This is a genomic window from Paenibacillus chondroitinus NBRC 15376 (assembly GCF_004000765.1).
GTDB lineage: Bacteria > Bacillota > Bacilli > Paenibacillales > NBRC-103111 > Paenibacillus_E > Paenibacillus_E chondroitinus.
Map to the genome: position 1 here is coordinate 46,091 of NZ_BILW01000018.1, position 25,887 is coordinate 71,977.

At 46.8% G+C, this 25,887-nt stretch carries 14 protein-coding genes; 12 read left to right on the forward strand and 2 right to left on the reverse strand.

Annotated features, from left to right (window positions below; all coding sequences use genetic code 11):
* Positions 1-37: 37 nt before the first annotated feature.
* The 5 genes from PCH02S_RS20005 to PCH02S_RS20025 all read left to right on the forward strand — a co-directional run bounded on the left by PCH02S_RS20005 (position 38) and on the right by PCH02S_RS20025 (position 11,315).
* Positions 38-2,038 (forward strand): efflux RND transporter periplasmic adaptor subunit, encoded by a 2,001-nt coding sequence (locus PCH02S_RS20005; protein ID WP_127455711.1) that lies wholly within the window; start codon positions 38-40, stop codon positions 2,036-2,038.
* The gene (locus tag PCH02S_RS20010; protein ID WP_127455712.1) at positions 2,035-5,181 is read left to right on the forward strand and encodes an efflux RND transporter permease subunit; all 3,147 of its coding nucleotides are present in this window, start codon (positions 2,035-2,037) and stop codon (positions 5,179-5,181) included. Before PCH02S_RS20005 ends, PCH02S_RS20010 begins: the two co-directional genes overlap by 4 nt.
* 55 nt (positions 5,182-5,236) lie before the next feature.
* Entirely contained in the window at positions 5,237-8,053 is a 2,817-nt protein-coding gene (locus PCH02S_RS20015; protein ID WP_127455713.1) for an RCC1 domain-containing protein, read from the forward strand.
* A gap of 201 nt (positions 8,054-8,254) precedes the next feature.
* Positions 8,255-9,388, forward strand: a complete 1,134-nt coding sequence (locus tag PCH02S_RS20020; protein WP_276562985.1) for a S1C family serine protease — start codon at positions 8,255-8,257, stop codon at positions 9,386-9,388.
* A 16-nt stretch (positions 9,389-9,404) separates the two neighbouring features.
* Positions 9,405-11,315, forward strand: coding sequence for a stalk domain-containing protein (locus tag PCH02S_RS20025; RefSeq protein ID WP_127455714.1), 1,911 nt, complete (start codon positions 9,405-9,407; stop codon positions 11,313-11,315).
* 57 nt (positions 11,316-11,372) lie between these two features.
* On the opposite strand, the gene PCH02S_RS20030 is transcribed toward PCH02S_RS20025, so the two are convergent.
* Positions 11,373-12,047, reverse strand: a complete 675-nt coding sequence (locus PCH02S_RS20030) for a hypothetical protein (RefSeq protein ID WP_127455715.1) — start codon at positions 12,045-12,047, stop codon at positions 11,373-11,375.
* 177 nt (positions 12,048-12,224) lie between these two features.
* Here PCH02S_RS20030 and PCH02S_RS20035 point away from each other — a divergent pair, with 177 nt between their 5' ends.
* The 7 genes from PCH02S_RS20035 to PCH02S_RS20065 all read left to right on the forward strand — a co-directional run bounded on the left by PCH02S_RS20035 (position 12,225) and on the right by PCH02S_RS20065 (position 23,324).
* Positions 12,225-12,764, forward strand: coding sequence for a GNAT family N-acetyltransferase (locus PCH02S_RS20035; RefSeq protein ID WP_127455716.1), 540 nt, complete (start codon positions 12,225-12,227; stop codon positions 12,762-12,764).
* Between the two features lie 408 nt (positions 12,765-13,172).
* A complete protein-coding gene (locus PCH02S_RS20040; protein ID WP_127455717.1) occupies positions 13,173-16,322 on the forward strand; it encodes an alpha-mannosidase in 3,150 nt (1,049 codons plus the stop codon).
* A gap of 209 nt (positions 16,323-16,531) precedes the next feature.
* A complete protein-coding gene (locus tag PCH02S_RS20045) occupies positions 16,532-17,425 on the forward strand; it encodes a carbohydrate ABC transporter permease (RefSeq protein ID WP_127455718.1) in 894 nt (297 codons plus the stop codon).
* Between the two features lie 16 nt (positions 17,426-17,441).
* Positions 17,442-18,305: a carbohydrate ABC transporter permease gene (locus PCH02S_RS20050; RefSeq protein WP_127455719.1), complete on the forward strand. Its 864-nt coding sequence runs from the start codon at positions 17,442-17,444 to the stop codon at positions 18,303-18,305.
* A gap of 150 nt (positions 18,306-18,455) precedes the next feature.
* On the forward strand, positions 18,456-19,862 hold the full coding sequence (locus PCH02S_RS20055; protein WP_127455720.1) for an ABC transporter substrate-binding protein: 1,407 nt from the start codon (positions 18,456-18,458) through the stop codon (positions 19,860-19,862).
* A 92-nt stretch (positions 19,863-19,954) separates the two neighbouring features.
* Entirely contained in the window at positions 19,955-21,706 is a 1,752-nt protein-coding gene (locus PCH02S_RS20060) for a sensor histidine kinase (RefSeq protein WP_127455721.1), read from the forward strand.
* A gap of 7 nt (positions 21,707-21,713) precedes the next feature.
* Positions 21,714-23,324: a response regulator gene (locus tag PCH02S_RS20065; RefSeq protein WP_127455722.1), complete on the forward strand. Its 1,611-nt coding sequence runs from the start codon at positions 21,714-21,716 to the stop codon at positions 23,322-23,324.
* A 103-nt stretch (positions 23,325-23,427) separates the two neighbouring features.
* Here PCH02S_RS20065 and PCH02S_RS20070 read toward each other — a convergent pair whose 3' ends face one another.
* Positions 23,428-25,542, reverse strand: a complete 2,115-nt coding sequence (locus PCH02S_RS20070) for a heparinase II/III domain-containing protein (RefSeq protein ID WP_127455723.1) — start codon at positions 25,540-25,542, stop codon at positions 23,428-23,430.
* Positions 25,543-25,887 lie beyond the last annotated feature (345 nt).

Genomic DNA, 25,887 nt, shown 5'->3' on the forward strand with positions numbered 1-25,887 from the left:
GCCCAAATGAAATGAAGCAGACGGAGGTTTCCATCCCATGAGGAAGTACAGTTCACTCAAGAGTACCACAATCATCGCAGTCGTTACCGCGATAACCGTCACCATAGCGGGTTGCAGCGCGCCAGCCAGCACCGCTAAACCAGGGGCAAACGGACGAACGGGAACACGTCAGATGACCGTAGAAACACAAGTTGTTAAATTGTCGGACATCGGTGGCGGGCAGGTCTTTACAGGCTCGATCACACCGGCTTTCACTACGAATCTTTCTTCCAAAGTGAATGGCCGCATTACTTCTCTTGATGTGAATATCGGGGATAGAGTGACGGTCGGACAGGCTTTAGCGCACATTGATACCACTACGCTTCAGCAATCAGTCGAGCAGAGCAAAATCGACTACGCTTTAAGTCAAGTACAGTACAACAAAGTGGTGAATGATCAGGCGAACAGTCTGGCGCTAGCTCAGAAAACGCTGGCCGTTCAGCAAGCCGCTTACGAGAAAACCATCAACGATCAGAAGAATGCTGTAGCTCTGGCGCAAACGCAATTAAATAATGCGATTACGACTCAGCAAAATTCGATTGAAACCGCAAAACAAGGGGTTTCCACTGCACAGGTAGGCTTCAGTAAAGCACAAGCTGATGCCGCTACCGCCGTGACTGTCGCCCAGACGAACTTGAATTCACAGTTAGACAGCTTATTAACAACACAGAATAATAATATAGATACTTCTCAATTAAGCGTGCAGCAAGCCGTTGCTGCTTACAATGCCGCTCTTCAGTCTGGTAAAGACGTAGACAGTGCATTCGCTAAGCTGCAAACGACACAGCTTGCCCTGCAGCAAGCGCAGCAGGCGCAGTATAAAGATACACAGTCGGCGCAGCAATCGTTGACGAGCTTGCAAAATGCACTGTTGACGGCACAAAGCTCGCAAGCGGTGCAAGTTGCACAGGAATCCTTAAATTCAGCATTGTTAACACTTGCTAATACACAGGCGACCGCGGCAGCTCAGCTTGATCTCAGCCGTACTCAGCTTGCGCAGTCACAATCTTCCCAGGATATTTCCAAAAATAGTGCGGAGGCTGCGCTCGAACAATCCAAGCAGCAGTTGAAATCTGCCCAGTCTACGGATTCCTTGGAGGTAAGTGCTGCTCAGCTGCAGCAAGCTCAAACTAGGTTGAGCATTTTAAGCGAACAGCTTCAAGATGGTGTGTTGACGAGCCCCGTTGCAGGGATCGTAAGCGCGATTCTGGTTCCAGTCGGACAGAATGCAGGGCAATCTGCCGTCATGTCGATTTCTACGGTAGATCCATTATTGGCAACCGTTAACGTATCTGAAGCATCCATTGGCAAAATCAAATCCGGTTCACCGATGTCGGTTAAGATTCCTACATTGAATAAATCGTTTGATGGAACCGTGTATACGATTCATCCAACCATGGACGCTACTTCCAAATCTTTCCTGGTCGACATCAAAATTAAAGATGATAACCATGAAGTATTGCCTGGGATGTTTGCGGAATCATCACTCAAAAGTGAAGGTAAACAATCCATCGTTGTACCTGCAGACGCCGTGCTCAGCCAACCAAGCGGTAATGCGGTATACATTGTAAAAGACGGGAAAGCGTCGAAGGTGCTTGTAAAAGTAGGCGTAATGACCAGTTCATCCTTCGAAATTACCAGCGGCTTGAAAGTTGGAGATGAGCTTGTCGTTAAAGGACAAGAGCTGCTTTCCGATAACGTTCCGGTTCAGATTAATCAACCAGGACAAGAAAATGGAGCAGGCAAAGGCAAGGGCGGAGGCCAAGGGCAAGGGCAAGGACAAGGTGGTCAAGGCCAAGGGCAGGGCCAAAATAAAACTGGCGGCCAAGGTGGTCAAGGCGCCCAGGGTGGCGGTCAGGCTGGTCAAGGTCAAGGCCGTAGCGGCGGTCAAGGGCAAAACGGACAAGGCACCCCAGGTAAGGGAGCTGACCCATCAGGGGCTAAGCCAACCGGCAACGGCGCTGATGCAGCAGCTCCGAAAGCGGGGGCTGGACAGTGAAATTAGCTAATTTCTCCGTTCATCGTCCTGTCACCATCTTGATGATCATGATTTCACTCGTGATCGTAGGCTCAATTGCAATTCCGCTTCTCCCCGTGGATCTGTACCCGAACCTGGAAATTCCATCGGCAACGGTATCGGTTTCATGGAGCGGCGCATCGCCGGGACAGATTGAACAACAAATTACGAAACCGATTGAGAATGCGATGGCTACCGTCACAGGAGTCACGAGTATATCCTCCAGCTCCCGTACGGGTTCAAGTAACGTTACCCTGCAATTTAATTACGGAACGAATATTGATCAGGCCACCCTGACCATGCGTGATAAATTGGATCGTGTCCGAAGGCAGCTTCCTACGGATGCGGATGCCCCCGTCGTTTCACGTGTTGATCCGAACAGTACACCAATCATGACGTTAGCCTTGTATGGTAAAACAGATCTGGTCACACTGCGCGACATCGCTGACAATATTGTGAGTCCTGATGTTCAGCGATCCGATGGCGTCGCATCGGTTGGGGTTACCGGCGGACGTGTCAGACAAATCCAAATTCTTGTCGAACCAAGCCGATTGCAGCAATACAATATCTCTTTCAGTACGTTGGTTTCAGCTCTCGGTAATGATAATTCATCCACTGACGCCGGTCTTGTGAATAAAGGCAGCCAGCTGGTGCCTTTGCATATTGATGGAGAATTTAAATCAACGGCTGATATCGGAAAAGTACAGGTTCAGCTGGGACGTGGACAAACGATCGCGTTAAGCGAACTCGGTACTATTATTGATACTTATCAAGATGTTACGCTTGAAGCGCGCAAAGACGGAGAAGTCAGCGTTTCCCTCTCTGTTCTTAAGCAATCGGATGGGAACACGGTTTCCGTGTCCACCAACATTCAGAACTCGCTTCAAGAAATTCAATCCAAGCTTCCGGAAGGCATGCATATCGCGGTATTGAATGATTCGGCTAAATTTATTCGCGATTCCTTACGTACCGTTGTTGAGCATACGTTGCTTGGAGGCGTATTCTCGGTCATCATCTTGTTCTTCTTCTTGCGAAGTGTAAGGGCGACGCTCATTATCGGTGTCGTGATCCCGATTTCAATCATCAGCACATTTAGTATGATGTATTTCGGTCATCAGACGATTAACACCATCACGCTCGGGGGCTTGGCGCTTGGTCTTGGTTCACTCGTAGACTTCGCGGTCGTTGTCTTGGAAAGTATTTTCCGTAAACGCCATGAAGGCTTGTCTCCTGAGGAAGCTGCCAAAGTGGGAACAGCCGAGGTAGGTACTGCGGTTATGGCTTCAGCATTGGCCCAAATTGCGGTTTTTGCGCCGACGGCTTTCATTAGCGGGTTAGTTAAACAGTTCTTCTGGCCGATGGCATTGGTTGTTTGTTTCTCTCATATAGCCGCATGGTTTGCCGCTGTAACGCTGGTGCCAATGCTAGCTGCGAAAATTTTGCGCCGCAAAGTCGATGAAGAGCTGCCAACCGGCAGAAGCCTTAATCCTTTCGTTTGGTTCGGCAGAGGCATGGAGTTTCTCACGAAGGTGTACGGAAGGCTGCTGCGGTGGTCAATGCTTCATCGTTGGGTGATTATCTCGATTACAGTTTTGTTATTCGCTGCCAGCGTGTATTCGGTTCGTTTTGTTGGTAGTGAGTTAACGCCAAAAACAGATCAAGGGCAAGTCAACTTAAATATCAATCTGCCGCAAGGGACAGATTTCGCCGTAACGAATCAAGTTGCTTCTACGTTGGAGACGAGATTAAAAGACGTGCCGGAAATTGATACTGTCTTTACTTCTGTCGGATCTGCCGGTGGCGGAGCTTTTCAATCAGCGTCAACGAATACAGGAAGCATTCAGATCCGATTAAAACCGCTCAGTGAAAGAAAGAAAAGTACCGATCAAGTAGCCGAACAAATCCGCACGCTCACAACGGGCTTTGCAGGTGCGCAAATCGGTGTAAGTGTTCCATCCGGGGTACGCCTGCCAGGGCTTGGCGGTGGCGGTAACTTTGGTGGCGGTGACATTCAAGTTGATTTATCTGGACCGGATTTAGCCGTTCTGCAAAAGCTGGGTGATCTCGTCGCACAGGAAATCACTTCTGTAGATGGCACACGTAACGTGCAAAATACGTTAGACCGTTCGATTCCACAGTTTAATTTAACGATTGATCGTGATGCAGCGGCGCATTACGGCGTTTCGTTAAGAGATGTAATGACCGCTTTGCGTACAGCTTATCAAGGAAGTGTGGCTACACAGTTTAAAACCGCTAGCTCGCAAATTTCCGTCCTAGTGAAGTATCCGAAAGAATTCACGAATAAGTTGGAGAATTTCAACAATGTGACGATCAATACCGCAAGCGGTACGATTGTCCCTGTTAGTCTCATTGCCAAAGTTGAACCAGGTACGGGACCTGCACAAATTCGCAGACAAGATCAGAACCGTGTGGCGTCGGTGCAAGCTTCCGTATTTGGCGCTTCCGTTGGTGAGGTATCCGCTCTCGTCAAAGAGAAAATTGATGCGATTCAACCACCGGACGGTTACCAAGTTAAAATGGGCGGCCAACAGACTAGTCAGAATGATTCTTTTAAAAGCTTATACTTAGTTCTTATTTTATCCGTTGCTTTGGTGTACATGGTTATGGCTAGCCAATTTGAATCGTTATATGGTCCATTTATCATCATGTTCTCCCTACCGCCAACGTTTATTGGCGGCATACTGGGACTTCTCGTCACACATCGAACGATTAATATGAACTCTATCATTGGAATGATCATGCTAATAGGGATTGTCGTTAATAATGCCATTGTATTAATCGATTATACAAACCAATTGCGTGCCAAAGGGATGCCGCTGTTCGATGCTTTAATTGAAGCGGGTAAAGTGCGGCTGCGTCCTATTCTGATGACTACGGCGACCACTGTTCTAGCGATGCTGCCCCTTGTTATCGGCTTTGGGGAAGGTGCGGAGACACAGGCCTCCATGGCAACGGTTGTAGCTTTTGGTTTGACTTTATCCACTTTAGTTACACTTGTATTGGTTCCTGTTGTTTACACATTGCTGGAAGGTTGGAAAAATGGCATTACAAAAAGATTTAAACGCAAACCAACTATTTCCCAGGAGCCAGGGACGATCGTTTAGTGATAGAGATCTACGAAGATAGCTTTCTTGATGGAAAGCTTTAAGGAGAAGGAACATGAAAACAGTGAAACGTAACGTTACTTTCTGGCTGCTAGGTTTTCTGCTTTTTAGTTCCTTTACAGCTTTCTCGGTATTTCCCGGGAAAGTTTTTGGGGAAACTAACAGCCCTACTACCACGACATCAGACATGAACACTGCCTCGATTCAGGAAATTCGGGGCGGGAAAGGCTTTACGGTTGTTTTGAAGAAAGACGGTACCGTTTGGACATGGGGAAATAACCTTCGCGGTAAGCTGGGGGGAGGACTGAGCAATCGTAATCAAGCGACACCTATCAGCGGATTGTCGGGTATTACGGCCATTGCGGTTGGTTCGGCTCACTCCTTGGCACTCAAGTCGGACGGCACTGTGTGGTCTTGGGGGGAGAACACATTTGGCCAGCTGGGCGACGGATCCACGATAGATCGGTCGACACCTGTCCAGGTGGCTAATCTCACACATGTGACGGCAATTTCCGCAGGTAATTTCCACTCGGTTGCCATCAAGGACGATGGAACAGCTTGGAGCTGGGGAGATAATACGTACGGCCAACTCGGAGATGGTACGAATACGACTCAGAATAAACCCGTTCAAGTTATCGGCAACATCAAATCTGTTAAAGCGATAGCGAGCGGTGCTTACCATACTTTGGCGCTTGATCAAGACGGGGTTGTATGGGCTTGGGGGGACAATTTCTTTGGAGAGCTTGGTTATGGCTTTGATCAAAACCGTTTGAGTACGCCGATTATGGCTACAAGCGCCAACTGGCATATTACGCAGATCGCTGCCGGATTCGACTACTCATTAGCCCTTAAAGATGACGGTACCGTGTTAACTTGGGGATTGATCGATTCAGACCCAAGCACGATGTATAGTGCTATTACGACGAATACGCAGGATGCTCATAAGTTCCCCGTACTTATTACCGGATTGGATCATGTGACTCAAATCATGGCTGGAAGTTCGCATGCAGTGGCATTAAAAGATGATGGCAGCGTGTATGCATGGGGGAACAACACCTCTGGTCAATTAGGCGTAGGGACCGGATTTGATGGGAAAACATGGAGTCAGACGTTTCCCAACCGCATTAATGATCTGCCCGAAATCGCCAGCTTAGGGACAGGTTCCAACGACACTTTTGCGATCGATAAAGAGGGTAAGCTTTGGGCATGGGGGAACAACAGTTACAGCCAACTCGGCGACAACACCCTGAACAACCAACCTGCTCCGGTTCAAACGAAAGTGAACGAATGGTTGAATCCTACCGTGCTTAAGCCCGGCGAAGGAACAGTTATCATAAAAGCGCCTAAAGATCAGCCTCTTATGGCGAGCGAAAGCAATACATTTATGATCAAAAATAATCAGCTGTACGGTTGGGGCAGTAACACGTTCGGCCAATTGGGAGACGGAACGCATACGTCCGCCATTTCTCCGAAAGCCATAAGTTTGGACGGGATTGCTGCCATCGATGGCGGTGATACGCATATGGTTGTCGTTAAGAAGGATGAGACCCTATGGACATGGGGGCAAAACTTCTTTGGTCAATTGGGCGATGGAACAACGACGCCAAGCACGACACCCGTTCAAGTAAAAGGCTTGAATGGTGTGGTATCCGCGTCAGCTGGAAGCAATCATACTTTGGCCCTGCTTAATAATGGTTCTGTTTGGAGCTTTGGCGACAATACCTATGGACAATTAGGCCATGACACAACGGCAGCTTCGAACCAAATTATCCAACTATCCAACATAGTGGCTATCGCTTCAGGCGCCAATTTTAACTTAGCCCTGGAAAATACGGGGAAAATATGGGCGTGGGGAGATAACACGAATGGACAGCTGGGAGATGGTACGCTTGCCAGTAAGCAGCAGCCTGCACAGATTTATGATCTAGCTGGTGTTATCGCGATTTCGGCCGGCAAGAACTTTGCGCTTGCTCTCAAGGATGACGGCACCGTCTGGGCTTGGGGCTACAATGCCTTCGGACAGTTAGGCAACGGAACAACCGTAAATCAAACCAAGCCGGTTCAAGTGACGACATTGCCTTCCATGAAGTCCATTCATGCAGGTTCTTATCACAGTCTAGCGATTGCGAATGATGGGAGTGTTTGGGCTTGGGGCCAAAACCTTTTTGGACAAATCGGTGATGGTACGAAGGCCAATCAGAATAAACCGGTACAAATCAAGGGGATTGCCAAAGCAGAGGACGCAGCGGCAGGCGGGACACATAGCGTAGTGAAAGGAACGGACGGCACCATTTGGACGTGGGGCGGCAATTACACAGGCCAACTGGGGAGCAATTCCTTAGCAAATCGCAATCTGCCGGAGGTTGTTACTGGGGTAAATGCTTCTTTCAATGATTTGGAAGGGCACTGGGCGAAGGAGAATATCCTTCAAGCAGCGGAACAAGGCATTGTAAATGGCTATAGCGACGGCAGCTTTCTACCTGATCGTGCCATTACAAGAGGCGAATTTTTGAAGCTTGCCGTTACAGCTATGCATCTGCCTACCGTTTCAGAAAGCACAGGCGGAGCCTGGTATCAACCCTACGTTGACGCTGTACAAAAGGCGGGCATCCTGCAAGCGGGGGACCTGCAGCAAGGCTGGGATCTTCCGATTACCCGTCAGGAGATTGCAACCGTTGCTCTCCGTGTCATAACCCCGGATTTGCAAAAAGCAAATACCGTCATTGATCCGAGCTTTGTGATGAGCGAAGCTGTGAGCAAAGGAATTATACAAGGTTTAAGCGATGGAAGTTTGGCGCCGAATGAGGCAACAACAAGAGCGCAAGCGGTCGTCGTCGTCGAGCGTGTCGGAAACGTTCTGCAAGGCAAGTAATTCTATCCAGATAGCTAAATAGGAAGATCAGAAAAGATACAGTTGGAACACGAAGAGTAAATCATACTCTAGTGATCCGGCTGTATTTTTCGTTTTACACTAGAAAGATATATAGAAAGATTTTCCACCTATCCTACTTTCCATATTTATGTATAATAGAAAGGGAGCTATTTTCCATAAACTAGTTAGGGAGAGATTTATTTGAAAGTGCACACTCGCTATGTAATATCCACTTTACTAGCACTCATGCTTTTGGGAGGAAATGGCCAAGTATTCGCAGCTCAAGCCACCAGTGTTTCGCATTGGCAAACGAAGGAGCTGGACGGTGAGGTCTATGTGAAGGCATCCGACGTTGTCAAAACGCTTGGGGGAAGTGGAGATTACCGGGCTGAAGCGAATGATTTTAGCTATACTTCTGCATCTCGTATAACGGAGGTAGTCAAAAAGGTATCTCCATCCATAGTCGGAATTATTGGCAAGCCGATGAGTGGGAGCCAAGCTTCGTCGGACAACCGTTTTAATTTAGCACATGGCACTGGAATTATTGTTCAATCCGATGGGCTCATTGTTACCAATGCGCATGTAGTTGAAGACATGAAGCAGATTATCGTTGTAACCTCAGACGGGAAGCAATATGCGGGGAAAACGATTCATTTGGATGAAGAAAGCGATTTGGCGGTCGTTCAAATTGACGCCAAAGATCTGCCGGCAGCCACCTTCGCCAAAAGCAGTAATGTAGAGGTCGGCGAACTCGTTGTTGCGATCGGCACGCCGATTACTTTTGCGCTTCGCAACTCCGTTACCTACGGTGTGATTAGTGGGACTGACCGCTCGCTGCATTCAACGTATCGCTTGCTTCAAACCGATGCGGCTATTAATCCAGGAAATAGCGGCGGCGCATTAGTTAATCTGCAAGGTGAGGTTATCGGTATCAACTCGTTGAAGTTATCTGCCGCAGGTATCGATGGACTTGGATTCGCTATTCCTTCAGACACCGTCCAATATATTTTGAATCAGTTTATCAAATACGGGAAAGTCAAACGTCCTGCGCTTGGTCTGGAAGTAGAGGAGAGTTGGGCGGCTGTTGTTGGGCTTCCTACAGATGAGCCGCTTAAGGTTTCGCGCGTAGATCCGCATACGTCCGCTGCCGATGCCGGAATCAAAGAAGGCGATGTCCTGTACTCTGTCAATAATTCCAATGTGAAGACACTGGTTGATTTAAATGAGTTATTGAAACAATATTTACCCGGAGACAAGGTTACTTTGACCCTGCAGTCTAACGGAGACATTATCCAAAAGGATATAATCTTGCTGGATGCGACCCAAACCCAATAAACTCGGAAGGTGACAAATGATTAAATTACGCTCTACATACCTGATTTTACTAGCATTTATACTCATCATGATTCAACCGCTCAGCGCTTTTGCCGCTGATACAGAAACGAAGGATCAATCCGTACAGATTCAATTGAAGCTTGGTGAAGATCATATTACGATTAACGATCAATCCATTTCCGTTGAAACTCCTTATGCGAACAATGGCGTGACGCTTGTACCTCTGCGCGTCATCACATCGGCGTTCGGCGCAGCGTTAAGCTGGGCATCTGAAACACAGACGGTAGGACTCACCTATAATGGCACATCCATTTCGTTACAAATCGGCAGCACAACAGCGACAGTCAACGGGAAAGAAGAACAAATCGAAGTTGCGCCAGAGTTGAAAAATGGGACGACCATGGTACCTCTCCGATTCATTTCGGAAAAGTTCGGAGCCAGCGTGAAGTTTGATGAAGCAACTTCAACGATTGCGATCTCGAGCACGCGTGCTGCTGGCACGGATGCGGGAGGCATTGATTCAGATCTAGGAAAGACGCATATCGGCAACAGCTACTATGGCTGGTCGATGAAATACCCGACGGGTTTGGTGAAGAGTTATCAGAGCTTTAAGGAAGATTATGTTTCATTCAACGATGCAAATGGTGAGTACCACATTACCATTTCGGTGAAGTCCGATATGACCGAGAATATGTCGGAGGATGCTCTGCTGGACTTGCTGGCGGATGAAACAGATGGTGAACCGCTGCTAGAGAAAAAGTATGTTTCAAGCAGTGCACATCCATACGCGCTCATTAAATCCAAGGATGATGGTGAACTTTTTGAATATCGCGCTTATCAAAGCGGCGACAAAGTATATATCCTTATTTTCACGATTATAAAGGAAGAAACGGATAAAGTTTTAACCAAACATAATGCTTATCAGGATTTATTAAACAGTTTTCAAATGTCATTCGATACAAATGCTAAAACCTTGAAGGACCTTTCGTCAGTGAAAGATGGCTTGCGCATGTATACGGATGAAACGTATGGGATTTCCATCAAGATCCCAGCTGACTGGTCGAAATCCGGTAGCAACAGTGAAATGATTCAATTCATTGATCCGAAGAAAAAAAGAAGTATCGGTTACAAAGTGACTTCCAAGTCGGATAGCGATACGCTGCAAAAATGGTCCGATCGCGCTAGTCAAAATTATACGCAGCTATACGCTCCAGCATATAGCAAATCGGAAGCTGCACGGAGTATCGTCGTTGATGGAAATCAGGCGCTTCTGAGCCGATCGTCGAACACATTTGACAACCGTATTTGGGATTCGACGGAGAACGTGTATCTCATCAAAGGAAATTATAAATACTTTATTGCGATTGATTTTAGCAATAAGGATGATCTTTCCGATAGCTTTATTCAATCCACGTTGCAATCGATTAAAATCGGTAAACCTTCCAGTTCGATCGGGACGATTAAAGATAGCTCGGAGAGCTTGGATCGTTCGAAAACGAGTGTAGTGAAGAATAAAAATTATAACTACACAATTTCAATTCCTGATTATTGGAAGCTTAATGCAGCCCAAAGCAAAAACGGTAATCTGACGTATTCGTTCGGGATGGGAAATTTCCTGTTTGTCGCCAATGATACGGAGCTATCTGGCTTAAGCAGTCAAGAAATTCTCGATCAGATCAAGGGGAAATTTCAGTCTGAGCTTGGCGCTTCGAATTTAAAAGAGACAGTTAGTCGAACAGAAAACATAGACGGCGCTCAAGCGATATGGCGCGAATGGGAGTATAAGGACATTGTCTCGACATTTTGCCTTTTCCAAAAAGGTGATAGCCATTATGTATTTATGATCAATTACCCGAAGGCAATCCAAACAGAGTTCTTACAAAAACAATTGTTGGATACAATCAAATCCTTCCAATCAACAAAATAAAGCACCAAAAAAGCCGGAGACCCTCTCCGGCTTTTTTGTGTTTTTTTACGCCGACAATTAAATATCGTCCGTCAAAACAAGCGTATCCCCGTTAACGGTTCCCTTCAGCTTCAACAACGAAAGATTAACGTAGACCGTGCCGTCATAGGTAAAAGATCCAGTTCCTTTGGAATATTGGCTGTTGGTGGCGAATGAGCCGACAAGCTGGCCATTATAACTTAGCTGCAGCATGGGATCTCCCCAACTAATCGTATAGAAGCTGCTTAAGGTTGAAAGAGAGACATAACGCGCTCCGTCCACTTGGATGAGGCCGAATTCTCCCGTGCTTTTTTTGGCCTTTTCGTCCTCTAAATTGAGAATCACCGTTTTAATTGCTTGGTAGCCGCTGCTAGGGTCACCAGGCACTTGCGGTTCAGGTGTTGCGGACGGGGAAGGCGTCGGAGTTGGCGATGGCGTTGGGAGGACAGGCTGTACCACTTTTTTCTTTAGCGAAATGCCGAGGTCGGCATCGAAAGAAACATCGTATCCGGTTGCTTCACCAAGAGCGCGCACGGGCAAATAAGAAGTACCGTCCACAACGATAGCCGGAGTTGCCAGTGTTTTGCCTTCAATCTGGAAGGGGAAAGCCCCCTGAATTGTTTTTCCTATTAAACTAGTAACTTCTTCTGCATGCGCAGAAAGTGTCGTGGCCAACAGAAATCCGGCGATACCGCCGATGAGATACTTTTTCAAATGATGCACCGCCTATTGGGTAGATTGTCTATGATTAATAATACGCTATGTTGTTTTTGTGCTGCAACTGTATGGCCTTTTGAAATTTACATAAAGTAAATGCAGAATTTATATAATCACCGAACTCCTTTTATATACTTAAATTGCTTGAATATAGGGACTAGGTGGTAGAACAAAATGATCAGAAAACGTAACCTGCAAGAATGCCATTCTCTGTATAATTTAATCAATGATCCTGAGGTTTTTCCTTATGTCCGTTATAAATGTCAGTCGTATGAAGAATATTTATTCGTTACCAAGCAGTTAATGGTGGAAGAAGAGCAGATGACGTGTATTTCCAGAACGATTCTTAACGAGATCGGACATCCCATTGGTACGATTGATTTATACAACATTGAGAATAAAGCGGGTTTCCTGGCGACATGGATTGGAGCTCCTTATTTCGGCCAAGGCTATAATCAACGGGCGAAGGAATCCTTTTTTACGGAGCTTTTCCTTGAACATAGGATCGAAACGGTATTTTTGAAAGTCAGGAAACAGAATATTCGCTCAAAAAAAGCCGTTGAAAAACTGCCGTATGCTAAGTTAGCGAATGATTTAAACCCGCATGTCTATGCATCTATCAATCCTAATGAACAGATCTATGATTTGTATCAAGTGGAGCTGTCGGACTTTTTAGAAGCTAATGAAGGTATGCAGCATGAGGTTGCGACATAATGAGAGAAATGGACCGGTGCTCCGATGGGGTGCCGGTTTCCTTCACTTTTGAGGAACTACGATCCGTTATTTTGCTTGAAATAAACAATTTTCAGTTGCAAGGGAACTACGGTCTCCTATTTTGCCGATTTCATCTGAAAAACGCACCATGGAGGCTAAATAAGGCCCTGTAGTTCCGTATAACAAGAAAATAGCACGTTTTCCTCAAAATAGAGGACGCCAGTTCCCCTAAGGAAGCATCTTAGTCGGATTCCTGCGACTCTACTGATAGAAAATGATTTTACCCCCTACGAATCATGAGATTACCTATCACCCAATCGTCTTCAAAAGGGTTAAAATAGACATATCCGTCCCTCAGGGATATAGACTTATATAAAACACGATCACAGGTTTGAAGGGAGTATGTCAATGTTTTGGACTGTTGAGAAATTGCATGCGCGAATCCATGAACTGGAACCATTTCGCTACCGTGATGCGAGGGTTATCGATACTTTTCGAATGAAACACGATGCCGAAGGAGCGATTGGAGCTTATCCAACCGAAGACGGCGAGTGGGGGACTATTCAAATTGGAGATCGCTGGAAAGGGCGCGATGTCTACTATTGGTTAGCTGCGGACCCTGTTATCCCGGCCGAGTGGAAAGGAAAGAAGGTCATTGGCCGATTTAACTTAGGCCAAACGGGCGGAGGGACGAACAGCGGGTTTGAATCGCTGCTTTTTCTGAACGGGGAGCCGTATCAGGGCGTGGACTCGAATCATGAAGAAGTATTTTTCTCAGAAGAATTAATTGGTTCCACGATTCAGCTTCGCTTCCGCTTATGGTCTGGGCTAGGCGGCTATCAAAGCCACCTTGAAATGGAAAGCCGGCTGGAGATGGCAGCTTTGTGCTGGCTGGATGAAGCATGCGACGATCTGTTCTACACAGCCAAAGCTTTGTTGGAAACCATTCGCATTCTGGATGAGAATCGTCCGGAACGGCACCAGCTGCTGACTATGCTGGATCAAGCTTTTCTGCTGCTCGATTGGTCAAGGCCGGGCAGCGATGCCTTTTACAATTCAGTTGCCAGCGCGCAGGAGCAGCTTCAAAATGCGTTGTCAGCGGTGCCCAAGCTGCACTCGGTTGTGGTTCAATGCATCGGGCACACGCATATCGATGTCGCATGGCTCTGGCGTTTGAAGCATACGCGGGAAAAAGCCGCAAGATCTTTTTCAACGGTGCTGCGATTAATGGAGCAGTACCCGGAGTACATTTTCCTGCAAACACAGCCGCAACTGTATGAATACATCAAATCGGATTATCCGGAAATTTATGAACGCATCAAGGAACGTGTTCAGGAAGGACGCTGGGAAGCAGGCGGTGCGATGTGGCTGGAGGCGGATTGCAACTTGGCTTCCGGGGAATCGCTTGTACGGCAGCTTCTGTATGGCACCCAATTTTTCCGTGATGAATTTGGTGTTGCCTGCAATTATTTGTGGTTGCCTGATGTATTTGGATACAGCTGGGCGCTGCCGCAGATTTTGCGAAAGGCCGGTATTGAAACTTTCATGACGACGAAAATCAGTTGGAATCAATACAACCGGATGCCTCATGACACTTTTATGTGGAGGGGGATTGACGGTACCGAAATTTTGACTCATTTCATTACTACGCCGGATCCTGGCTCCAGCGAAGGAGCCTTCTACTATACGTACAACGGAAAAGTGACGCCATCTTCGGTCCAAGGGATTTGGGACGCCTATCGTGATAAGTCACTCAACTCGTCTTTGCTGCTGGCCTATGGATACGGCGATGGCGGGGGTGGCGTAAACCGGGAAATGCTGGAGATGAGGCGCAGACTGGATCAAATACCCGGTATTCCCGCGGTGAAAACGGGACGCGCCGATACGTATTTTAACGAGCTGCAGCAACAGGTGTCTAACTCAAATTCCTATGTACACACATGGGATGGCGAATTGTATCTGGAGCTGCATCGCGGCACCTACACCAGTCAAGCTTATAACAAGCTGATGAATCGAAAGTTGGAGCTCTTGTATAGAGAAACCGAATGGATGCAAGCTATGAGCAGCTTGTTGAATGCCGACGCACATGCAGGTAATGGAGAAGCTTCGCTCCTTTTGTATGAAGGTTGGAAGATTATTTTACGCAATCAGTTCCATGACATCATCCCTGGTTCTTCGATTCGAGAGGTCTACGAGGACAGCAGGGTTGAATACGCTGAAGCGCGTGCCATTGGTGAGAAGGTGTGGGATCAATCCGTTTCCTATCTAACAGACGGCAAGCATGGGCGTGAAGTGGTGGTGTTCAACAGTTCGCCTTGGGAGCAAACAGATATTGTATGCTTGCCGCAAGGAGCATCAGCAGAAGACTGGTTGGATGCTCATCAACGTCCGCTTGAAGTGCAGCGGGTGGATGGGAAGATGTGGGTGAAGGTTGAGAACGTCCCATCGATGGGTTACACGGTGATTCGTCAGGCCGATCAAGCGGACACGTATATGCAAAAGGTTAAGGAGAATTCGTTCCAAAAGCTGGATCAGGGGTTAATCACTCCTTTTTACGAAATTAAATGGGATGTTCATGGTCAGATCGAACGACTCTATGATCGCATAGAGAAGCGGGAAATCATCGCTGAGGGCGAGCGAGGCAACCGATTTGAAGTGTTTGAAGACAAGCCGAAAGGTCGGCACGAGGCGTGGGATATTGACATTTTTTATACCGAGAAAAAACAGGAAATGACTTGTGTGATTCGGATGGAAGTGACGGACACCGGAGCTTTGGCTGCTATCGTCCGATTCGAATGGTCCTACATGGATTCAAACGTTGTACAAGATATGGTGCTCTACGCGCATAGCCGCAGAATAGATTTCAAAACGCATGTTAATTGGAATGAGCAGCGGAAACTGTTGAAGGTAGCATTTCCTGTGCGCATCCGGGCGACGGAAGCGACCTACGATATTCAATTCGGCAATGTAAAGCGGCCTACGCATTGGAATACGAGTTGGGATTACGCACGTTTCGAGACGGTTGGCCATCAGTGGGCCGATTTGTCCGAACGGGGGTATGGCGTCAGCCTCTTGAATGATTGCAAATACGGCTATGATATCAAAGATCATGTGATGAGACTCACGCTGATCAAGTCCGCGAAGGTTCCTGACCCTACGGCTGACCTTGGTGAGCATCACTTCACGTATTCCCTGCTACCGCATGCCGGCGATTGGTACGATGGTCAAACGATGCAATCCGCATGGTCGCTTAACAATCCATTGACATCTGCGTCTGGCGCGCCTGATCAAGCATCGTTCAGCTTGTTCCAGCTTTCCTGCGATCATGTCATGATTGATGCAGTTAAACAAGCTGAGGAACAAAACGCGGTCATTCTACGCGTACACGAATTCGCAGGTATAAGCGGACAAGTGGACATTACGAGCGATGTCCGGATTGCGTCTTGGCAGGAATGTGATCTGCTCGAGCGCCTGGAAGGCAAGCAGCAGCATGACGCTCGAATAAGCGTTCAGATGAAGCCATATGAGATCAAGACATTTATGATCCATTTTAATTAGCATGTAGGCAAATGAGGCCGCGATTTTTTCGCGGTCTATTTGCTTTTGCCATGAATCTGCCGTGCATGTGCTGAGCATTTCGCGATGTCCTTCCCCTGGGAGGAAGACAGTTGATTTGTCACACGGACATAGTTGGATTACCACTCCCGCCTGTCAGCGCGGTTGTAATATGCTTAATCTACTAATTAAGTCTAAGGAGTAGATCACATATGCGCAAAAGGAACTCCCTTTTCAATTCCTATGTTTTTATTTTTCCAAGTCTGTTTTTAACTTTGGCGTTAGGCATCTATCCGCTTATATGGGCGTTTCGCTATATGTTTTACGATTATCAGGGATATGGCGAAGAGAAATTTATCGGAATCGACAATTTTGCAAGATTGCTGCGCGATACGGAATATTGGCATTCGGTGTATAACACTATGATCTATGCGGGTGGCAAGCTGATTATCGTGCTGCCGCTTTCGCTGATCCTTGCCGTTATTTTGAACCGGGGGATCAAAGGGAAGGTATTGCTGCGCGCCGTGTACTTTATGCCGACGATCATAAGTACTTCCGTCATGGCGATCGTATTTTTCACCATTTTTAATTCGTATAACGGACTGCTCAATCAATTTTTGCTAAAATACGGCTTAATCTCCAAAGCGATTGATTGGCTGGGGCCGGATTACGCCATGTTAACGGTTATTATTATGGCTATATGGGGCGCGATCGGTAACTATATGCTCCTGTTCATTGCCGGATTGCAAGGGATTCCAGATGATTTATATGAGAGTGCTTCCATTGATGGAGCGAATGTGGTCCAAAAGTTTTGGTACATTACGATTCCGATGCTCGGACCTGTTTTGCAGATGATTGTTATGCTGGCCATTATCAACTCCCTGAAAGGGTATGAAAGTATTATGGTCATGACTGAGGGAGGACCTTTCGGCAAAACCGATGTCATGTATCTATATGTGTACAAGCTATTCTTCCCAGTCTCGGCTGTTTCTCCGACCGTCCAACAAATTGGCTACGGCAGCGCCGCCGGTTTCGTAACAGCCCTGATCGTTGGGTTGATTACCATTGTTTATTTCGCGATGTCCAAACGATTGAATCAGGATTAACAGAGGAGGGTATACAATGACTACTAGCAAGAAATCAGGCGGTCATCTCGGCGGCCGCATTATCGGGCACAGCATCAAATGGATTTTTTTGATCGCAGTCGCCTTTTTCACGATATTCCCTATTATTATGGCGATGCTGGGCTCTGTAAAAACGAATGCTGAATTGACAACCGGTGCTACCCTATTGCCGACTGTCTGGAAGTTTTCCAACTATGCAACAGCCTGGAAGCAGGCTAATTTCGCACAGTTTACGTGGAATAGCCTTTTTATCAGCGTAATCGTGACGATTGGCACGCTGCTCGTTGCAACCATGTCGGCTTATGCGGTGGACAGAACGAGGTTCCCGGGTAAAAAATTGTATGTAGCTCTGCAAGCGAGCACGATGTTTATCTCCATTGGCGCCGTCGTATTGATGCCGCAGTTCAATCTTATGGTTAAACTTGGTTTAAACAAATCCCTTTGGGGCGTCATTCTCATTCTGATTAGTTCCCATGCGGTCATTTACTTTATGTTAATCGGTTTCTTTAAGGCTATTCCGAAGGATTTGGATGAAGCGGCTTACATCGACGGCTGTAATTTCTTTACGGTGTATTGGCGAATTATTCTTCCGCTCTTGAGCCCTGCATTAGGCGTCACTGGACTGTTCACGTTCCGCGGCGCTTGGAATGAATATATCTTGCCGCTGGTCTTCACTATGACGAACCCGAAATTGCAAACATTGACGGTTGGGCTGGCTAATTTGCGCTACGGCATTGGCGCCGCGGCCGAGGCACATCTGATGATGGCTGGAGCATGTTTATCCTTCCTGCCCATACTAGTCGTCTATATATTGGCGAATAAGTCATTTATTCAGGTGACGGCAGGCAGTGTAAAAGGATAATTGTTACAGGAACATACAAAAGAGTTATTTTCCCCCACCTGGAAAGTTGATTTGTCCTTCACGGTCAAAATGGATATAGCGTTATTATGAAAACAGTTACATGAGGCATGGTTCAGACATTTGAAAGAGAAAAACGGGAGGGTTAACAACATGAGTAAAAAAGTAGTAATGAGCGCAATGCTTGGCGTTACACTGGTAGCTTCACTTGCAGCATGCGGTGGACAAACCAATCAACCTACGAATAATAGTGGCAGCGCAAGCAGTGCACCTGCAGCAAGCGGGCAGAAGACGAAGCTTGCCTACTGGACGATTGACCGTCATGATGCTGACTATATGAAGGAAGTTATCAAAAAGTTCAATGAAACCAACAAGGACAACATTGAAGTTGAGATGACGGTGATGGCGGACAACTTTAACCAATCGGTCGATATTGCTTTTGCAAGTAAACAAGCACCTGATATCTTTCGGACCAACGATTTCCCCGGCTTTGTGAAGAAAGGTTATCTATTGCCCCTGAACGATATGATGACAGAGGATATGAAGAAACGGTATAATAATTTACTTGTTGAAGATAGCAATATGGTCGACGGAAAAATTTATTCGCTTCCGAACACAGGGCAATATTGGAGATTAATCTATAACGTTGATCTTTTCAAAAAAGCAGGCATTACGGAACCGCCGAAAACGATTCAGGAAATGGTGGAAGACGCCAAGAAAATTACGGAAGCCGGCAAAGATATCGGAGCGTACGGTTTTGCGGAAAACTTCAAGAATCCAAGCTCTGCCTTCTCACGGATAGCCAACCCTATCGGATCCTTCAGCGGAACGTCCGTGTTGGACGGCTATAATTACAAAACAGGTCAGTACGATTTTGCTGCTTATAAGCCTATTGTTGAGGCGCTTCGCCAAATGAAGCAGGACGGCAGTATGCTTCCTGGTGTTGAATCGCTTGATATTGATCCGCTTCGTGCCCAATTCGCAGCTGGAAAAATCGGTATGTATTTTAACCACTCGGGTGAACCTGCTGTGTATCAAAGCCAATTCCCAACCCAAATTAATTGGAGTGCGGCTCTGCCCCCAACGATTGACGGGAAACAGCAAGGAACTGTAGCCGTGGCTAATACGGGAAATTATATTGGAATCAACAAAGACACTCCGAACAAAGATAAAGCATGGAAATTCCTGGAGTACATCTATAATCTGGACTTCCAAAAAGCATACCACGAAAAAGGCCTTGGCATCTCGATTGTGCCGGATGTGAACGCCACTGCGCAAAAGCCGTCAATGCCAGGTATTGAAGGTTTCTTGCCTACGAAGTTCGATGCTCTGTATGCAACGACTCCAACTAGCGTAGCAGAAACAAAAGTTGAAGGAACAAAATTAGGGAACGTCATCATTAAATACATGCTTGAAGGCGGAGATTTGGACAAACTTTTGAGCGATTTGAATACTCGCTATAATGCGGCATTGGACAAAGCGCGTGCCGCGGGAGAAACCAAGATGAAGGCGGATCCGAATTTTGATCCGGGCAAACTGCAGGGTAGTCTTGCCAAATAGGCGCAAAGTTTAATGGTTACAATAGGAAAGGGGCGCGCGGCCTAAAGCAGCGCGTCTCTTCCTTATTATTGTGCGGAGAAGGGGGATACGGCTTGAATAAATGGTATTATCGGCTTTCGCTCCGCCGAAGGTTATGGATCTTGGTTCTGATGTTGACCGTCGTTTCCATTTCAATAACAGGGACGATGTCGTATTGGATTGCTTTTCGATCAACAGAAAGTGAAGCCTTTATTTCCAGTCAAAATACACTCAATAAAACAGCACGCGTGTTTGATGAGAAGCTTAGACACATCATTGTTACGACTTCTTCCATGATGCTCAGCGACCCCTTCAAGAACGCTATGGAAGATGTTGTTACGAATCATTCGGCTTCCTATTATACGCGGTTATCTTCTTTGCAGACGCCTCTAGGGCAAATGAAACTCATAGAGCCTTCGATTCAGTCCGTTTTGATTTACACACCTGTTGGCGAAATGTATGCCACGAATGATCTTCGTAACGGACAGATTCGTTTCAAAGATACGCTATTTTCCCAATATCTGAACACAACCGAACGTGTCGTATGGCTGGAAGATCACGAGGATCCGCTTTTTTCAGGAAAGTCGAGGGTGATTTCGTTGATCATGAAGCCCGTTACGGAAGCGGACGTTCGTGATGTATATGTCGTCGTTAACGTCAAGGAAGATGCAATAAGCAGAGTTGTTACGGATGGTTTATTGGATCAAACAAAAAACTATTATCTCATATCAAACAAAGGTGAAACTGTCCTTCCGCTAAGCGGCAATACACCTCCCTTTCAAGGGGATGCTTCTTTTTTAGAGCAGCTGAAGAACCAGGATCGTGGATTTTTCAAGCATGACATCGCTGGTAACAAGTATTTGGTTAACTATTCGAGGCTGACACTGGCGCACAATTGGACGATGGTCAGCATTCAGACGCAGTCGGATTTGCTTCATCAAGTGAATCGCATTAAAACAATCACCCTTTGGATCATGTTATGCTGCGCTATATTGGCTTTCGTGTTATCGAATGTCATCTCGAGTTTTCTTCTGAAGCCGCTCCACAAACTGCAAGGTTTAATGAAGAAAGTGGAACAAAATCAACTCGATGTGCGCTTCACCAGTAAATATGAAGATGAAGTGACGCAGGTCGGTCTGAAGTTTAACCGCATGCTGGAGGAAATTTCTTCGCTGATTGAGGACGTTAAGGAAGCCGAATATGAAAAACGCAAGATGGAGGTCAAAGCGCTGCAGGCGCAAATTGATCCGCACTTTTTGTATAACACATTGAATACGATCATTTGGAAGTCGGAAACGTCTCAAAACCGGGACGTGACGGAGATGATTACGTCATTGTCTCTCTTGTTCCAGTTTGGCTTGAACGGCGGGAATGAGATGACCACTTTAGCGAAAGAGATGGATCACGTAAGGCAATATCTAATACTTCAGCAAAAATGTTACGAGGACTTGTTCGAGTATGTGATTGAGCTGACGGACCCGACCCTACGAGATGTTCCCGTTTTGAAAATTATTTTGCAACCTTTGGTTGAAAACTCCATCTTGCATGGCTTTCAGAGTATGGATAGGATGGGGAACATTCGGATATCCATCTCCAAATCCGAGTCACATCTCATTCTGCTGGTGGAGGACAACGGTGCAGGCATGGATGTCCCATCCGTCGATGCGGATATGCGGAGCGAGCAGACGTTGAAGAAAAGCTACGCGCTTCGCAATGTGTATGGGCGACTGCGGCTTTACTACGGCAATAAAGCAGATATTCGTCTGAGCAGCGAGCCTTATGTCTCCACCACGGTGCAACTAACTATCCCATTGACAGGCGAGTGATGAAGCAATGACGACTGAACTTAGAATGTGTGTGATCGACGATATCAAAACCGTCGTACAGGGCATTGCCAATCAAATCGATTGGACGTCTTACGGTGTTTGCATCTCGGGTACTGCGAGCAACGGCGAGCAGGGAATTGAACTGATCAAACAAACGGAGCCGCACATCGTGCTGACGGACATTCGAATGCCCAAAGTAGATGGGCTGGAGATGACCAGACAGATCCTGGCTTGGTTTCCACGAACGAAAATTGTCTTTTTGAGCGGCTATACCGATTTTGAGTACGCGCAGGAGGCGCTTCGTCTAGGTGCGTTCGATTATATCGTCAAACCGTATACTCCGCAGAAGATTATCGATGTTGTTTTGAAGGCGAAGCAGTCCATTGAAGAGGAAATTCATGAAACACAGCGGTATCGCGAAATGGAAAGAAAGCTGCGGGAAAGCTTGCCATTTTTGCGGCAGGAATATTTTCAGCTGCTGCTGCAGTTCCGTACGACCCCTGAACAGGCCCAAAAACGTTGGGATTTTCTGAATATTGGACTTGAACGCGAGCGTTTCATTGTGATGTTGACTGAAATCGATCAGTTCAGCGAGCAAACGGATACGCTGCCTGTCCAGGAGGTCGAGCTCATCCGGTTTACCGTTCACAATATTTTGGAGGAAAGTTTGAGGGAGCACACCAAAGGTTTCGTTTTTCGGGATCATACGAACCGATTTGTCGCGATATTCAATCCTTCGGATGCTTATCATGCAGACGCCATCGCGGAAAAATGCCGCGAAAATGTCAATAAATACTCCCGATATACCATATCGATTGGACTTGGAGAGGAAGTGCAGGAGATCCATCAGATCTCGTATTCGTATTCCCAGGCGTTCGCTGCCATCTCCTATAATTTCTACACGGGAGGCAATACCGTTTACACATATCGGGATTTGAGCCCGGTCCATCAAACATTGCCCCGCTATTCTCCCGAGAAGGAGAAGGAACTTTTTTACTGCTTGAGGTCGGGAAATTTGCAAAAAGCGTGCAGCCTTGTAGATGAACTGTTTGAGGAAGCCGTTCATGCCTCGACTCCTCCTGCTCCCGAGGTGGTGAAAGGAATGTCTGATGAGCTGGCTTTTCTAATCAATCGGGTCTTTTCTGAAAAGCTAACGCGCGATGAGATGGAAGGGATTGAACGTTATTTGTATTCCATCAAAAACCTCTCTGCCTATAAGCTGAAGGAACTTCAAGAGAACATTAAGGAATTGTGCAGGCTCGGCTGCGAATTCATTCAGAAACGCCACGTTGAAGATGTGAACCAAGTTGTCGAGCAAGTCATTGCGCATATCCGGCAAAATGTCTCTTCCAACATGACCGTTAATGATTATGCCAAACTGGTTTATTTGAGCGGCAGTTATTTTGCTAATTTATTCAAAAAGGTAACGGGTATGACGGTCACTCAATTCGTAACTACGGAGCGGATGGAGCAGACGAAAGCGATGCTGCTTGAAGGAAAGCAGGTTCAAGAGATTGCTCAGGCTCTGGGATATGAAGACAGGCGGCATTTCAGTGAATTATTCAAGAAACATACGGGGATGACACCCTCAGAATTTAAACAAATGTATATAAAATAAATATCTAGCAAAAGAGGTGTTTGATATGCGTCAAAATATTCCTATCTTCCATACGATTCAAGTTCAAGGTCAGTCGATGTAATATCGATTGACCTTGTTTGTTTTAAACGTTTGTGAGAAGGATAGTAAGCCTGCCGGCTTCCACCTGAACGTGACACTCTCCGTTGTAGTTGGGGGAGTAGGTTGCCTTGTCGTGGGGATTCAAAAGTGCTGCTCCAGCTTGGCAACGGAATGTGTACGATTGTTCTGTCCCGTTCACCAACAAGTAGAACATGGTTTGTTCATCCCGGAGTATTTTGTACATCCGTAGTTCAGGGCAATCGGTATCAGTTGGCAAAGACTGTATGACCAGTGCGGATGCTTCGCGGTTTTTTGGATAGAGCAAAGTCAGATAATCATGGCTGCAATTAGAGCTGCTATCACGGCCGACATTACAATCACCGCCAAAATCGCTGCTAATTCGGAAGTGTTCTTGCGCGGTTAGGGGATAGGCGCCGGATACGGCTCCGTGATCCTTAGATACTGAAATGCCGCTTGGCTCAAGGAAAGTGACTTCCAATTTCATGTCATTTAAGCAATGGGCCATGATCCGATTCTTTTCTATATCCGAAGAAGTACTCGTCGTATGCAGATTCCAGACGCTATTGTTCTGACTGCGAATATGATCCCAAACCACATAAACATCAACGCCGGCTTTCACATAGGCAAAGTGGCGATGGTAACCTTTCGCATGGACATCTGGAATTTTGCTCCGAACATAATCGAGTTGATTCGAAAAGAAAACATCCTCACAGAGGCTTTTCAGCGGGCCATTTTGACAGATTCCTGCCTCGTCCATGAATTGAACCACGTTATGCGCATGTCCGTTTACATACCAGTGGCGGTCTCCATTGTAATACCCACCCGTCCCAGGGTCCAAGGTCAGTGGGGTACCGTTCGCCCAGATGGAGAAATGTCCCTCATCGTGATGGGCATGATAGGTGAGCGGTGAAGATTCGAAGATGGCATAGTTCTCGCGACCCCACACACCGGCATGTTGGCGGAAAATAATATAGCCCATCCCTGGAAAGTGGACGGAAGTCAGCGCAGGTGCATCTTGAGGAAGCTCTGGCTGTGGGTAGAGAAGTGCGAGCAGAGTACAGGGATAAGCACCCGTATCTCGGACCACGCCACCCCCATGCTGCCATGCCCACATCATTTCCCGACTAAGCTGTGCATCCAATGTGGCATAAAAGGGCGCTGCGTAAGCGAGCATACGGAACCACTGGTCGTCAACCGTTGAATCGCCAACAGCAGGAGACAGCAGTTTAGGCTCCGAATCCGACCTGCCCTGAACGTTATCCTTTGGAGTCACCGTGTCGATTAAGAAACGGTACATCTTTTTTACCTTGTCTCGTGACCAGTAGTCCAAGCCTTTAAGTCGCTGCAGCAGCGTGAAAAATAGAAAATACCTATGCAGCACAGCGCCATGGTAACGAATATTTTCAGGCCATGCGCCATCCTGATCTACGACATGCTCCAGCTGCCAATCGACGACAGCACAGGCATGGGCCAGATAGTCATCAGCAAGCTTTTCTTCGGGGAAAATGAGCGCGTAGATCCCGAGGCCAGTGGCGCGGTCTGCGTTCCAGTTGCTCCGCTTGCCTCCCTTTTCATCCGGAAACTGCTCCAGATCGAACCGGTAATATGCGGTGTCCATCATCATTTCAGCTATATAGTGGAATTTAGCATGGATGTCTGCGCTCTCCTGTGGAAGTATGATGCCTGAGTCTGCAATCTGGTCGTATATGACCGATAACACCGCGATGCCTCGTCCTATATGAACAGCTCCGTAAGTATCATCATCATGCCAGCCAGTCGACTTGAAAATATCCATGCCTTGGCACATATCCGTCAGCATGTACAGCATCTTCCGTTTGGCCCGCTCTGCGTACACCGCATCTCCAGTTACCATATAGACGTTTGCATCCGCACCAGCTGTCTCCAGCAGGGCAGCCCAATTGGTCGGTGTCTTGCGGTTAAAAGAGGGCGAAGTGTATACCTCATTCAGAGGCTGACCGGTAGCGTCCAGGAACCTGACTTCGATGTTTACGCCATCTTCCGAGAAGTGTTGATCCAATCGAAGAGTCGTCTGAATACTGTAGTGCTCCTTGGCATGCACAGGAATCGAATTTGTAATTGACAGCTGCATGTGGTCGTTATTTGACAAGTGCTTCACGTGCAAGCACTGCCCTTGTCCGGGGGTTTCGGAAGGTTCAAGGGATGCTGAGCTTGTCACGGAGTGCGGTGATGCTGCCCATCCGATTAAACCGTGATCGAACCTGCCGTTTTCGAGCGGAATAGGCAGCCCTTTTTCCGTTTGTCATTTCACGTACCCCCGAGTGGTTAATGCTTACTTATATAAACACTATATCATCTGCCTTTTTTTAGTGAGGGGGACAATCCATGTTAGGAAGGGGGGCAAATCAACTGAAATGATAACGTCAATAATTTCTTTAATTACATATCTATCAATGTTTAATATAATGGACTATAAATAGAAACTGGGTGGGATAATTTCACT